Source organism: Muribaculum sp. An289 (genome assembly GCF_002159555.1).
GTDB lineage: Bacteria > Bacteroidota > Bacteroidia > Bacteroidales > UBA932 > Merdivivens > Merdivivens faecigallinarum.
The window spans coordinates 33678-47341 of sequence record NZ_NFIV01000011.1 but is presented as its reverse complement, the minus strand read 5'-3'; the positions used below and the strand labels follow the sequence as shown (position 1 = coordinate 47341).

Genomic DNA, 13664 nt, shown 5'->3' with positions numbered 1-13664 from the left:
ATTTTGGAATTATGAGAGACATTTACATTTATAACACACTCAGCCGCAAGAAAGAGTTGTTCAAGCCGGTTACACCCGGACATGTAGGATTGTACGTATGTGGCCCGACAGTATATGGAGATCCGCATCTGGGGCATGCCAGGCCAGGCATCACATACGATGTTCTCGTCAGGCTTTTCAGACATTTGGGATACAAGGTAAGGTATGTAAGGAATATCACGGACGTAGGACACCTGGAGAACGACTCTGATTCCGGAGAAGACAAGATTGCGAAGAAAGCACGCATCGAGGAACTGGAACCGATGGAAATCGCCCAGGAATATACCATCCGTTACCATGATGCCATGCGCAAGCTCAACGTGGCTCCGCCAAGCATAGAACCACGGGCCTCGGGGCATATCATAGAGCAGATAAGCCTTGTCGAGAAAATCCTCAAGGCCGGATACGCGTATGTCAGCAACGGCTCGGTATATTTCGACGTAAAGGCCTATGACAAAGACCACAAATACGGCATATTGTCAGGAAGGGTTCTTGATGAAATGATATCGAACACACGCGAACTCGACGGACAGGGAGACAAGCATTCACCTTATGATTTTGCATTGTGGAAAAAGGCCGCTCCGGAACACATAATGAAATGGCCGTCCCCATGGAGCGAAGGTTTTCCTGGATGGCATCTCGAGTGCTCGGCAATGAGCGAGAAATATCTCGGGTCACAATTCGACATACACGGCGGCGGGATGGACCTGCTGTTCCCTCATCATGAATGCGAATTTGCACAGAACATGGCATCCCGCGGAACCAGCGGAGTAAACTACTGGATGCACAACAACATGATTACCATCAAAGGACAGAAGATGGGAAAATCGCTCGGCAATTTCATTACATTGAATGAACTTTTCAGCGGGGCCAATTCCGTACTCAAACAGGCATACTCGCCTATGACAGTGAGGTTCTTCATCCTTCAGGCGCATTACAGAGGCACACTGGATTTCAGCAACGAGGCCTTGCAGGCTTCGGAAAAAGGGCTCAGGAGAATCATGCAGGCCCAAAAGGACTCCTCCAGACTCACCGCCGACACCAACGCTCCGGATAATCCTGAAATGGACAGCATAGTCGAGAAGATTTACGAGGCGCTCTGCGATGATCTGAATACTCCGGTGGCACTTTCATATATCTTCGATGCCGTGAAAATAGTAAATTCCGCGAAAGACAGGCAAATCAGTCTGAATGCGAAAGACATAGAAAAGCTGAATACCGTCTTTACGGACATCCTGGGTGGGATTCTCGGCATCTGCGACGAGGAAAACGGTGACGGGCACCAGGGTGTCGTAGACAGCCTCGTGAACATGGTACTCGAAGTCAGGAAAAAAGCCAAGGAAAACAAGGACTGGACGACGAGCGACCGTATAAGGGACGAGCTCAAACAGTCCGGGATACTGATAAAGGATACGAAAGAGGGTACGGAATGGAGTTTCGAATAGATGAAGAAGTGCCACTGAGATAGAAATATCACTTAGACAGAAATATCACCGAGATAGAAAAGAGGCTGCGACAGGATGGTTTTTCCGGCACAGCCTCTTCAATATTTTCAATTCTTCAAAAGATTCTTAAAATAATTCTTCAAAAGATTCTTAAAAATCCCAGCAGGAGTTACAAAAAAATTATTTAAGCATAAATGAAAGCGATGCCTTCGAGCAAAGCGTTTCACCTACATAGATGGAAGCCTCCGTGAAAAACATCATACCGCGGCTTTTCACAAGTTTCGTCCTGATTTCCATCCTGTCTCCAGGGACTATCTGGTGCTTGAACCTTGCGAAATCGATTCCGGTGTAGAACGGGGTACGTCCTTCAAGGGCGCTAAGCACCAACAAGGAACTGGCCTGCCCCATAATCTCGCACTGTATGACTCCAGGAACTACCGGATGTCCGGGATAGTGCCCTTGCAGGAAGAACTCGTCTCCTCTTACATTATAGTAAGCGCGGACCGTACCGTCATCCTCCAAGTAAATCTCATCGATGAGCAACATCGGTTCACGGTGAGGCAAATACTTTTTTAATTCCTCTCTGTCCATAATAATTAGGTTTTAGTATAGTTTATTTTTATTTTCCGAGTTTTCTCAGTGCGACAGTGCCGTTATGGCCTCCGAAACCGAGCGAATTCGAAATGGCAACGTCTATATTGCATTCTTCCGCCTTACCCGGAGTGTAATTCAAATCGCATTCAGGGTCAGGGGTTTCAAGGTTGGCCGTCGGAGGTATGAGCGAGTCTTTCATCGCCAGAGCCGAAATAATCAGCTCTACAGCACCGGCTGCACCCAACATGTGGCCGGTCATCGATTTCGTAGAACTTATATGAACCTTGTATGCAGTATCGCCCAAAGCCTTCTTGATTGCATTGGTCTCTGAAACATCGTTCAGAGGAGTCCCCGTTCCGTGGGCATTTATATACAAGGTATCCTTGTCCGGATTGTACCCGGCTTCTTCCAGAGCTTCCCTCATGGCCGTTGCCGGAACTTCTCCGGAAGGCTCAGGAGCCGTTATATGATGGGCGTCGCAGGTATTTCCATAACCGCAGACTTCTGCATAAATCCTTGCGCCTCTCGCAACGGCATGCTCGTATTCTTCAAGAATCAGGACACCGGCGCCTTCTCCCATGACGAAACCGGCCCTGCGCTTGTCGAAAGGCAGTGATGCCGCGTTCGGGTCTTCAGATTTTGAAAGGGCCTTGCTGTTGGCGAAACCTGCTATTGCAAACGAGTTTATAGGGGCTTCTGCACCTCCGGCTATAATTGCATCCGCATATCCGTGCTTGATGGCCCTGTATGCCTCTCCTACCGCATGCGTTCCAGTCGCACAGGCTGTCACTACCGGCAGACACGGGCCCTGGGCATGAAACTCGATGGCTATGGTACCGGATGCCATATTTGAAATCATCATAGGCACCATCAGGGGAGAGACCCTCCTTGCCCCGTCGAAAAACAGATTGTGCATCTGCTCCATATTGGTGTGTATTCCGCCAATTCCCGAGCCTACATATACTCCGAGACGGCCCGGCTCTATTTTCCCTTCAAGGTCGGAATCAAGCATGGCCTGTTTTGCAGCCGCCAAAGCATATTGGGTATATTTGTCGCTCCTTCTGATAGTTGCGACACTTATTCCATAGGATGCAGGGTCAAAGTCTTTTACCTTGGCCACCACCTTGACTGGCAATGTCGACAATTCAACATCGTAGGGAGAATCCAGTTTTGTAAGGATGTCCACTCCGCAATGTCCGTTCCTGATATTGTCCCACATAGTTGGAATATCATTCCCGACAGGAGAGACGACTCCCATACCAGTAATAACTACTCTTTTTGCCATATCACAAAAATATTTTACAACTTATGATTATCAAATAATTTACTTATCCCAGACTACGAGGGCCGCTCCGGAAACGAAACCGGCACCGAATGCACTCATAATCAGCTTCTGTCCCTTTGAAAGACGTCCGCTCCTGTTCATATCGTCGAGCAGGATAGGCACTGAAGCGGAAGACGTATTCCCGAGATGCTCTATGTTATGCACAAACTTGTCGTGGGATATGTCAAAATGTTTCTGTATGGAATCGATTATCCTCAGATTCGCCTGATGAAGCAGATAATAATCGACATCATCGGCCTTCATCCCCGTCTTTTCAAGAACAGCCGAAATGTCCGCCACACCGGCACGCGTAGCCATCCTGAAAATATCTCTTCCGTTCATGGTCAGAGGCACAGGCTCCTTCTCTTTTGTTATATACGGAGTAGGCTCCAGAACCCTCTTGTAATACAGTGACTCCACGGCCGGAACGCCGGAAAGCTTTACTTCCTTTATGCAGTCGCTGTCCTTGTCCGTACAGTCAAGTATTACGGCGGCAGCACCGTCGCCGAAAAGGACACATACGTTCCTGTCCGCCCAGTTCATCATCCTCGTAGGCTCCTCGGCACATACCAGCAATATGTATCTCACATCCTTATGCGCCAGAGAATATCCGTGTACAAAGTCCAAACCATATATGAAGCCGGCACAGGCGGCATTTATATCCATTGTCGGTACCTTTGTCCCCAAATCACGCTGAATCACGCAACTCAGGCCGGGAGTAACGAATTCGTTCACAACATTGGAACAAACAATCAAATCTATGTCATCGAGGCCGATACCGGCATTCTCAACCGCTTTCCTTGCGGCATCCACTGCCATATCCTCAAGTTTTTCATCGGAAATCACCTTCCTTGAAGATATGCCGGTCCTCGTGACAATCCATTCGTCCGATGTATCCAAAAAGGTCGAAAGCATCTCGTTCGTAACTTCTTTCTTTGGCAAAGAACTTCCTGTTCCTATAATCCTCATATAAAAAAATCTAAAATTTAAACTCTATACGATAGTTTGCATTATCTATGCGAATTTATTTCCATTCCGCGATACTTGCAAAACATATCAGGCATTTCAAAGCGCAAATATACGCAGAAGCCGAGAGCAATGCAAATGAACTTGTTCAATTTGCTTTACCGAGGCGCTACAGTATTTCTGCCGCAGGCAAATATATGTTAAATTAATGTATTTGTGGTAAAAAAATATATTTTGGGGTGAAATATGGTCCCTTAAAATGAATAATTTGCCAATAAACGGTATTTTTGCGCCATGAGAAACACAATACCTGACTATATCGCCGATTCAGGCAACCTTGTCCTCAACATTATATTGACAACCGTATTCGCTGTCATATTCATAGCCGTATACGCGTTCTTCTCGCAGACGACATGGTTCGACTTGCACGACGAGTCCCGTTTCCTGTTTACGGCCGGATTCATCTCGGCTTCAGAGTTGCTGCTGATAATAAGCAATACGGCGCTTTTCTACAGGCACAGGAAAAAACCGCTGTCCACGGCACTGTTCGCCGTATGGATTTTTCTGGAAATATTCCTGATTGCCGCCATGTACACAGGCATCGCGGCTTTCATCGCCTGCCAGGACTCCTGGACCGGGACATATTTTCCTCACTGGATTTCATGTTTTTTGAGGACATACCCGAAAGCCTTCCTTGTAACGGGCATCGCCATCGGGATACCATACGCCGCCACAGCGGCAATGGCAGCGGCGAGGGACAGGAACATAGCAAGGATAAAAGCCGAAGAAGCCGCCGCAACGGCGCAACCGGTACGGAAAAACAAGGACCTCATCGACATAACGGACTACAACGGCAACCTGAAGATTTCCGTCAACATAAGCAATCTGCTTTATATCGAATCCGAAGACAATTATATCAAGGTACATTATACGACCCAGGGCAAGCTCCGCAGCCATCTGGTAAGATGCAAGATAAAGACTATCGAAGAAAAATTCTCGGGCAGCGGCCGGCTGATCCGCTGCCACAGGTCGTATGTCGTGAATCCGAATAAAATCAAGGAAATGCGGAAGGACATGAACAATTATTCAATAATTCTCGACGAAAACGGCACCGACCCGATTCCCGTTTCGAAAAAATATTTTGAGTCTTTCAGATCGTTTTTGAAGAGCGAATGACATATTTTATTATATTGGGACATTATTTCTAAATAACAGCATCATGAGAAAGTATTTAGCAGAAATGTTCGGCACCTTCGTCCTTGTATTGATGGGATGCGGAAGTGCCATTTTCAACGGAGGTTGCGGAACCCCGGCACAAGTCCTGATGGTCGCAGCCGCATTCGGTCTGTCGGTAGTCGCTATGGCCTATACTATCGGAGGCGTTTCCGGCTGCCATATCAATCCTGCAATCACTTTGGGCTGCATGGCCTCCGGCAGGATGAAAGTCAAAGAGGGGCTGATGTACATGCTCTTCCAGGTCATCGGAGCCATAATAGCATCCGCATTACTTTATCTCCTGACTTCGGTCATAGATTTCGAATATGCAACCAGGACGGGAGCCAACGCATGCAATCCTGGTGTAGGCGTTCTGGGAGGTTTCCTGGCCGAAGTATTCTTCACCTTCGTATTCGTCCTGGTCGTTTTGGGAACGACTGACAGCAAGAAAGGGGCCGGGAACTTTGCAGGACTGGCAATAGGATTGTCACTCATACTCATACACATCGTATGCATCCCTATTACCGGAACATCCGTGAACCCTGCAAGGAGCATAGGGCCTGCCATTTTCGAAGGCGGGAAAGCATTGTCCGAGCTCTGGATATTCATCGTGGCTCCGTTTATCGGCGCACTGCTTTCGGCCGGCGTATGGAAACTGATAGGAGGAAAAGCAAAAAACGAATAGAGAATGACAATAACGGCAACGGACGATAATTAAAAAAGAGAGGGTGGCTTAATCGATTTGCCACCCTCTCTCTTATTTATGAATCAACTTTATTCCTATTCTTCACGACGGCGTTCCTGCCTGTCACCGCGGCCTCCGCGACGACGGTCGCCACGGCCTCCACGACGGCGGTCACCGTCACGGCGCTGACGTCCGTTGTTAGGCTGGGCTGCAACTACGCCTACATTCGGTGAAAGATCCCTCTTTCCATAAACCTCGCCGTTGCAAATCCACACCTTGATTCCAAGGACACCCACTTTCGTGTGAGCCTCTGCCAAAGCATAGTCTATATCTGCACGGAAAGTATGAAGAGGAGTACGGCCTTCCTTCAACATTTCTGTCCTTGCCATTTCGGCTCCGCCGAGACGTCCGCTGATCTGAACCTTGATACCTTCGGCACCGGCTTTCATCGTAGAAGCGATAGCCATCTTGATGGCCCTTCTGTAAGAAACACGGCCTTCCACCTGGCGGGCAATGTTCTCCGCTACGATTCTTGCATCGGTATCGGGTTTCTTCACTTCGAGGATGTATATCTGCACATCCTTGTTTGTGATGACCTTAAGTTCATTCTTGAGGATTTCGACATCCGAACCGGACTTGCCTATGATGGCACCCGGACGTGCCGTGTGAATGCTCACCGTAATCAGCTTCAATGTCCTTTCAATGACTATCTTGGAAACACTTGCCTTCGCAAGACGTTCATTGAGGTACCTGCGGATTTTATAGTCTTCCTCGATTTTCATTGCAGTATCGTTCTTGATGCTGCTCTTTCCAATCCAATTGGAATCCCATCCACGGATTATACCGATCCTATTGCTTATAGGGTTTGTTTTCTGTCCCATAATCTTATTCCTCCACAGGTTTTTTAACATCAAGTATCACGGTCACATGGTTGGAACGTTTGCGGATACGTGCCGCACGTCCCTGAGGCGCCGTACGGATTCTTTTCAGAGTACGGCCTTCGTCCACCATGATTGTCTTGACATAAACATTACCGTTGTCAAGTTCCTTGCGGTTCTCTTCATTCTTGGCTTCCCAGTTTGCAATCGCACTGCGGATGAGTTTTTCCAACCTGTTAGAAGCTTCCTTCTTGGAAAACTTGAGTATGTCAAGGGCACGGTTAACCTCGACTCCCCTGATCAAATCTGCGACAAGGCGCATTTTGCGGGGCGAGGTAGGAACATCATTCAGCTTTGCTATGGCTGTTTTCTTTTTTATTTCTTTAAGCCTTTCGGCCATTAATCTTTTACGAGCTCCCATAATTTTAGTTGCATTTTAGATTATTTACGATTGCCCGAATGGCCTTTGAATGTGCGTGTTGGGGCAAATTCACCGAGTTTGTGGCCAACCATGTTCTCAGTAACATATACCGGAATAAATTTATTTCCGTTATGAACTGCTATGGTATGTCCCACAAAATCAGGAGAAATCATACTTGCTCTCGACCAAGTCTTGATAACCTCTTTCTTCTTGCTCCCATCATTCATGGCAAGAATTCTTTTTTCAAGGGCTTCCTGAATATATGGACCTTTTCTTAATGAACGACTCATAATCTCTATACTTTTATTCCGTTATTTTTTCCTTCTTTCAATAATAAACCTATTTGAAGTCTTCTTAGGATTGCGAGTCTTATAACCTTTGGCTGGAATACCCTTGCGTGAACGAGGATGTCCTCCGGAAGCACGTCCTTCACCACCACCCATAGGGTGATCGACAGGGTTCATTACAACACCACGGTTACGAGGCCTGCGGCCCAGCCATCTCTTGCGGCCGGCTTTTCCGTGGGACTCCAGATTGTGGTCAGGATTAGACACTACTCCGACTGTCGCACGGCATGTCACGAGGACCATCCTCGTTTCACCTGAAGGAAGACGAAGCACTGCATACTTGCCTTCACGTGCGGCCAGCTGGGCGAAAGTTCCGGCAGAACGGGCCATTGCGGCACCCCTGCCCGGATGCAATTCGATATTGTGGATTAGTGTACCGAGCGGAATTTCAGAAAGAGGCAGGGTGTTTCCCATTTCCGGAGCAACGCCGGGGCCGGAAGCAATTACCTGTCCAACCTTAAGTCCGTTAGGAGCTACGATGTAAGTCTTTACACCGTCTTCATATTCTACAAGCGCGATACGTGCGCTGCGGTTCGGGTCGTACTCTATAGTCCTTACGGTAGCCGTGCAGTCGTCCTTTTTACGGGCGAAATCGATTACACGGTACATCCTTTTGTGACCGCCGCCGATGTAACGCATTGTCATCTTACCCTGGTTGTTCCTACCTCCGGTCTTGCGGAGAGGCCTCAACAGCGGTTTGTAAGGAGTAGTGCATGTGATATCGTCGAATGCACTGATTACTTTATTTCTCTGACCGGGAGTAACCGGTTTGAATTTTCTTACTGCCATCGCTCTTAAATGTTACTGTAGAAATCTATTTTATCTTCACCTGCCAAAGTCACGTAAGCTTTCTTGTAGTGATTGGCACGGCCCCGTATAAGCCCGTCCTTGGTATAGCGGGACTTCTTCTTGCCATGATAATTGATGGTGTTGACATCCTTTACGGTAACCCCATACAGTTTTTCCACGGCATTCTTGATCTCTATTTTATTCGCCTTGCGATCGACGATAAAACCGTAACGGTTCAACTTTTCGCCCAGAACCGTCATCTTCTCTGTTACAATTGGCCTTATTATGATTTCCATTGTCTGCGAATTTTAGCACCTTACACGTGATGAAAGGATATCCTGGACACCGTCAATAAGCACAAGAGAATAAGCGTTCATTATCGTGTAAGTATTGATCTCATCCACAGAAATAACCTTTATTTCCTGAAGGTTTCGTGATGACAAATAAATATTCTTAGAGTTTTCAGGAAGTACCATGAGCACCTTCCTTCCATTGGCTTTGATATTTTCGAGGATACGGAGGAATTCCTTGGTCTTAGGAGCTTCCATTTCGAAAGGCTCCAGCATCGTTATGGCATTCTCCCTCGCCTTGTATGTCAAAGCCGAGAATCTTGCAAGCTGTTTCAGCTTCTTGTTAAGTTTGGTGCGATAGCTGCGCGGAACCGGTCCGAAAACACGGCCGCCGCCTACGAAGATATTCGACTTCAAGCTGCCGTGGCGTGCGCCGCCCGAGCCTTTCTGGCGGATAATCTTCTTCGTGCTGTGGGCATTCTCATGACGGTTCTTCACCTTGTGGGTACCCTGCCTCTGGTTTCCGAGGAACTGTTTCACATCAAGGTAAATGGCATGGTCATTAGGTTCGATGCCGAATATCCTCTCATCGAGAACCACTTTCTTTCCCGACTCTGTTCCGTCGATTTTGTAAACTGACAATTCCATCGATTAGTCCTCCACGATTACATAAGAATTTCTTGCACCGGGAACCGAGCCTTTTACGACAATGAGATTGTTCTCCGGGATAACTTTGATTACTTGCAGGTTAAGAATCTTCACACGCTCGTTTCCGGTGTGACCTGCCATGCGCATACCTTTGAATACCCTTGAAGGCCATGAAGATGCGCCGAGTGAACCAGGGTGACGGAGCCTGTTGTGCTGACCGTGTGTACGGCCGCCTACTCCTTGGAATCCATGACGTTTTACTACGCCCTGGAAGCCTTTGCCCTTGGAGGTTCCCACAACATCGACGAACATTCCTTCGGTGAAAATGTCCGCAACCGTAAGCTGGTCGCCGAGTTTGAGATCCTGTGCAAAGTCCGCCTTGAACTCGACAAGTTTCTTCTTAGGAGAAACGCCTGCCTTGTCAAAGTGACCTTTAAGTGCCTTGGTGGTGTGCTTTTCTTTCTTTTCGTCATAGGCAAGCTGCACTGCGGTATAACCGTCTGTTTCCATTGTGCGCAACTGCGTAACAACGCACGGACCAGCCTCAATAACGGTGCATGGAATATTTTTTCCATCGGCACCGAAAACGGAAGTCATTCCGATTTTCTTTCCAATTAATCCAGGCATTGGTTTGTTAATTATTTGTTAATCAATAATATAAATACACTCCGCATTTTATGCGGGTTGCAAAGTTACGACTAATATTTTAATTTACAAGAAATTATAATAATTTTTATAAAAATTTCTCAGAATTTCGGAGACATGCCGATGTTATACATCATGAACGAATAAATGTCCGCCATCTCGTCTATCGTCTTGGAAACCGGTTTTCCTCCGCCGTGTCCGGCATTCGAGTCTATCCTTATGAGCTTAGGCGCCCCGCCGGTATCCGACCATTGCAGCTGGGCCGCATATTTGAACGAATGCGCCGGCACGACACGGTCGTCATGGTCCGCGGTAGTCACGAGGATTGCCGGGTACTCGGTCCCGTCATTGCTTATGTTGTGAAGAGGCGAATAACCCCTGAGATACCGGAACATTTCCTCGCTGTCGTTCACCGTACCGTAGTCTGGAGCCCAGTTCCAGCCAATTGTGAAAAGATGGTATCTCAGCATGTCCATGACACCGACACGCGGAACCGCCGCCCCGAAAAGTTCCGGAGCCTGGTTCACGCACGCGCCTATCAGCAGGCCTCCGTTGGAACCGCCCATGATGCCTATCATCCGCTTCTGCGTATACCCGTTCGCAATCAGATATTCGGCAGCCGAGATGAAATCATCGAAAACATTCTGTTTGTTGAGTTTCGTCCCCGCCTCGTGCCATGCCTGCCCGTATTCATTGCCGCCGCGCATATTCACCTGGACGTAAACTCCACCGTTTTCCATGAAAGGAATGTAATTCGTGGAGAACGACGGGTAAAGGGAAATTCCGAAGCCGCCGTATCCGGTCATTATCACAGGATTGTTCCCGTCGAGCTCCAGTCCTTTCCTGTACACGAGATACATAGGTACCGGAGTGCCGTCCTTCGATGTGAAGAACACCTGTTTCGTTTCATACAAGGAACCGTCGAAATCGATTTCGGGAGAATGATAGAGGCTTGAGGAATCCGTCTGAGGGTCATAGCGGTAAATAGCCCCGGGAACGGTAAACGATGTAAAGGTATAGAAGATTTCATCGCTGTCCTTCGAACCCGAGAGGGATACCGACCCGGCTCCCGGCAATGTGATTTCCTTCATCCCCTTTCCGTCGAGTCCCGCAACGTAAACATGATTGGCCACATCCTTGTCATACACGAGGAACAGCTTGCCATCCAGGATCGAAGCTGACGAAAGCACCCACTCCTGCTCCGGCACTACTTCCTTCCAGTTTTTCACGGAAGGGGCCGAAAGCGAGGCCTCCATTACACGATAGCGAGGGGCACCGTAATTGGTATACAGATAAATTTTCCCGCCGTCCGTAGCAATGAGATAATACCAGTTGCTGTAATCGTCCACCATCGGGACGAAACCTCTTTCCTTATGATTCAAATCCATCACGCTGAGCAGGTTGCCGGAACCCATGCCGTCGGAATAGAGGAAGAGCATCCTTTCGTCATCCGAGACGGTGACGGTGTAGAAGCGTTTAGGATAATCCTTGTTTTCATAAAAGACCTTGTCCTCGGACTGAGGGGTTCCTAACTTGTGGTAATAGACCTTGTGGCCCTCATTGATTGCCGTAAACTCCTTCCCTTCTTCAGGGATGCCGTAGGCGCTGTAAAAGAAACCGTCACCGTACCACTCGGCCCCGGAGAACTTGCACCATTCGATATGGTCGGGAAGCATCTCTCCCGTAGCGGGATCCATTACGAAAATCTCCGACCAGTCGGAACCGTTGCGCGAAATGGTGTAGGCCATGTATTTTCCGTCCTTGGAAAAATATATCCCGGTAAGGGCGACGGTACCCTCGTCCGAAAATGTATTCGGGTCGAGCAGGACGGTACCTTTCCTGTCCGAAAGGCTGTCCGCCCGGTAAAGCACGCTCTGGTTCTGCAAACCGTCGTTGCGGAAAAAATAATATTTGCCGTTACGCTTCATCGGAGCCCCGGCCTTTTCGTAATTGTAAAGGTCTGTAAGCCTTTCCTTCAAAGCCGCCCTGAAAGGTATGGCATCGAGATATGAACGGGTCAGGGCATTCTCCTCCCTTACCCATGAAGCCACTTCGGCCGAAGTATCGTTTTCCATCCATCTGTACGGGTCTTCGACAGTATCCCCGTAAAAAACGTCACATACATCGGTACGCCCGGCCGCCGGATAGGTCTTGGGCGCACGCGGGCCGCATGAAGCGAGAAGAACGCAAGCCATCAGAAATGCAATCTTATTTTTATACATAATTATATTTTATTAAGGTTTTACGGCAAACAGGGCACAAAAGTAAGAATTTTTTACTATATTCGCACTTACAGTTAATTACAATAACCTTATTAACCTTATATACCATGAATATACGCAATCACTATCCGCTGAAAGACAACAACACTTTCGGAATGGATGTCGTAGCCGATTGCTACATTGAATACGACACGCGGCCGGAGCTGCTGCAAATCATCAACATGGCGAAACAGGGGCTTCTGCCGAGACCGCTGCTGCACATAGGCGGTGGGAGCAACATCCTGTTCACGCAGGATTTCCACGGGACGGTGCTGAGGTCGAGGATAATGGGTATCGACCGCGTGGACGGTGCGGCGATGCTCAAAGTCGGGGCCGGGGTAAAATGGGAGGCCCTGTGCGACTTCTGCGCAAGGGAAGGCATCTGGGGGATAGAAAACCTGTCGATAATCCCGGGCGAGGTCGGAGGAGCCGTCGTCCAGAACATCGGGGCCTACGGGGTAGAACTTAAAGACGTGGTCTACAGCGTAGAAGCCTATTCGCTCACTACCGGCGAAAGGAAAATCTTCAACAACAACGAATGCAAATTCGGATACCGCAGGAGCGTGTTCACCAGCCAGTACAGCGACTGGGCCGTAGTAACGGCGACATTCAACCTGTCGTACAATCCCAATCCAAACATCGAGTACGGGGAACTTCGCAGGGTAATCGCCGGATACCATCACCGCAAGCCGGAACAGGTGGACATAAGGTATGTGACCCAAATGGACATAAGGGAGGCAATCATAGAAATCAGGAGTTCGAAACTTCCGGACCCGGAAAAAATCGGAAGCGCCGGCAGCTTTTTCAAAAACCCGTATGTGGAAAGAAGCGTTTATGAAAATATCGCGAAGGAATTTCCGGATGCGCCGAATTATCCTCAGCCTGACGGCCGCATAAAACTCTCCGCCGCATGGCTTATCGACAAATGCGGATGGAAAGGAGCCGTGCACAAAGGGGCGAAATGTTATGAAAAACAGCCTCTTGTAATCGTGAATACCGGAAACGCAAAGGCCTCGGACATAATAGAACTCGCCCGTGAAATCCAGGTTTCCGTGGCATCAAGGTTCGGAGTCGATCTCAAACCGGAAGTGAAATACATATAAAAACCGAAAGAGAC

15 protein-coding genes are annotated in these 13664 nt (G+C 48.3%); 4 read left to right on the top strand and 11 right to left on the bottom strand.

What is annotated here, in order from left to right; genetic code table 11:
- Positions 1 to 8 precede the first annotated feature (8 nt).
- A complete protein-coding gene (gene cysS / locus B5F83_RS08830; RefSeq protein ID WP_087279736.1) occupies positions 9 to 1484 on the top strand; it encodes a cysteine--tRNA ligase in 1476 nt (491 codons plus the stop codon).
- A 180-nt stretch (positions 1485 to 1664) separates the two neighbouring features.
- Here cysS and fabZ read toward each other — a convergent pair whose 3' ends face one another.
- From fabZ to B5F83_RS08815, 3 genes are read right to left on the bottom strand one after another with little or no spacing between them, the layout of a single operon-like run.
- Positions 1665 to 2075: a 3-hydroxyacyl-ACP dehydratase FabZ gene (gene fabZ / locus B5F83_RS08825; RefSeq protein ID WP_087279739.1), complete on the bottom strand. Its 411-nt coding sequence runs from the start codon at positions 2073 to 2075 to the stop codon at positions 1665 to 1667.
- 28 nt (positions 2076 to 2103) lie between these two features.
- The gene (fabF, locus tag B5F83_RS08820) at positions 2104 to 3363 is read right to left on the bottom strand and encodes a beta-ketoacyl-ACP synthase II (RefSeq protein ID WP_087279742.1); all 1260 of its coding nucleotides are present in this window, start codon (positions 3361 to 3363) and stop codon (positions 2104 to 2106) included.
- Positions 3364 to 3402: 39 nt separating this feature from the next.
- Positions 3403 to 4371, bottom strand: a complete 969-nt coding sequence (locus B5F83_RS08815; protein ID WP_087279744.1) for a ketoacyl-ACP synthase III — start codon at positions 4369 to 4371, stop codon at positions 3403 to 3405.
- A 291-nt stretch (positions 4372 to 4662) separates the two neighbouring features.
- Between B5F83_RS08815 and B5F83_RS08810 the strand changes: the two genes are divergently transcribed.
- Both B5F83_RS08810 and B5F83_RS08805 read left to right on the top strand, forming a co-directional pair.
- The gene (locus B5F83_RS08810; protein WP_087279746.1) at positions 4663 to 5544 is read left to right on the top strand and encodes a LytTR family DNA-binding domain-containing protein; all 882 of its coding nucleotides are present in this window, start codon (positions 4663 to 4665) and stop codon (positions 5542 to 5544) included.
- 43 nt (positions 5545 to 5587) lie between these two features.
- Positions 5588 to 6268: an MIP family channel protein gene (locus B5F83_RS08805; RefSeq protein WP_087279750.1), complete on the top strand. Its 681-nt coding sequence runs from the start codon at positions 5588 to 5590 to the stop codon at positions 6266 to 6268.
- A gap of 95 nt (positions 6269 to 6363) precedes the next feature.
- On the opposite strand, the gene rpsC is transcribed toward B5F83_RS08805, so the two are convergent.
- The 8 genes from rpsC to B5F83_RS08765 form a co-directional block, all read right to left on the bottom strand.
- Positions 6364 to 7149 carry a 30S ribosomal protein S3 gene (rpsC, locus tag B5F83_RS08800; RefSeq protein ID WP_087279754.1) on the bottom strand — a complete coding sequence of 262 codons (786 nt, stop codon included), beginning with the start codon at positions 7147 to 7149 and terminating at the stop codon, positions 6364 to 6366.
- 4 nt (positions 7150 to 7153) lie between these two features.
- The gene (gene rplV, locus B5F83_RS08795; RefSeq protein WP_087279758.1) at positions 7154 to 7567 is read right to left on the bottom strand and encodes a 50S ribosomal protein L22; all 414 of its coding nucleotides are present in this window, start codon (positions 7565 to 7567) and stop codon (positions 7154 to 7156) included.
- A gap of 20 nt (positions 7568 to 7587) precedes the next feature.
- Complete coding sequence (rpsS, locus tag B5F83_RS08790) at positions 7588 to 7857, bottom strand: 30S ribosomal protein S19 (protein WP_087279760.1); 270 nt, start codon at positions 7855 to 7857, stop codon at positions 7588 to 7590.
- Positions 7858 to 7878: 21 nt separating this feature from the next.
- On the bottom strand, positions 7879 to 8703 hold the full coding sequence (rplB, locus tag B5F83_RS08785) for a 50S ribosomal protein L2 (RefSeq protein ID WP_087279763.1): 825 nt from the start codon (positions 8701 to 8703) through the stop codon (positions 7879 to 7881).
- A 5-nt stretch (positions 8704 to 8708) separates the two neighbouring features.
- Complete coding sequence (gene rplW / locus B5F83_RS08780; RefSeq protein WP_087279766.1) at positions 8709 to 8999, bottom strand: 50S ribosomal protein L23; 291 nt, start codon at positions 8997 to 8999, stop codon at positions 8709 to 8711.
- 12 nt (positions 9000 to 9011) lie between these two features.
- Positions 9012 to 9641, bottom strand: coding sequence for a 50S ribosomal protein L4 (gene rplD / locus B5F83_RS08775; protein ID WP_087279769.1), 630 nt, complete (start codon positions 9639 to 9641; stop codon positions 9012 to 9014).
- 3 nt (positions 9642 to 9644) lie between these two features.
- Positions 9645 to 10268: a 50S ribosomal protein L3 gene (gene rplC, locus B5F83_RS08770; protein WP_087279771.1), complete on the bottom strand. Its 624-nt coding sequence runs from the start codon at positions 10266 to 10268 to the stop codon at positions 9645 to 9647.
- A 119-nt stretch (positions 10269 to 10387) separates the two neighbouring features.
- Positions 10388 to 12508, bottom strand: coding sequence for a prolyl oligopeptidase family serine peptidase (locus B5F83_RS08765; RefSeq protein ID WP_239383851.1), 2121 nt, complete (start codon positions 12506 to 12508; stop codon positions 10388 to 10390).
- Between the two features lie 107 nt (positions 12509 to 12615).
- On the opposite strand from B5F83_RS08765, the gene murB reads away from it, so the two are divergent.
- Positions 12616 to 13650: a UDP-N-acetylmuramate dehydrogenase gene (gene murB, locus B5F83_RS08760; protein ID WP_087279774.1), complete on the top strand. Its 1035-nt coding sequence runs from the start codon at positions 12616 to 12618 to the stop codon at positions 13648 to 13650.
- Positions 13651 to 13664 lie beyond the last annotated feature (14 nt).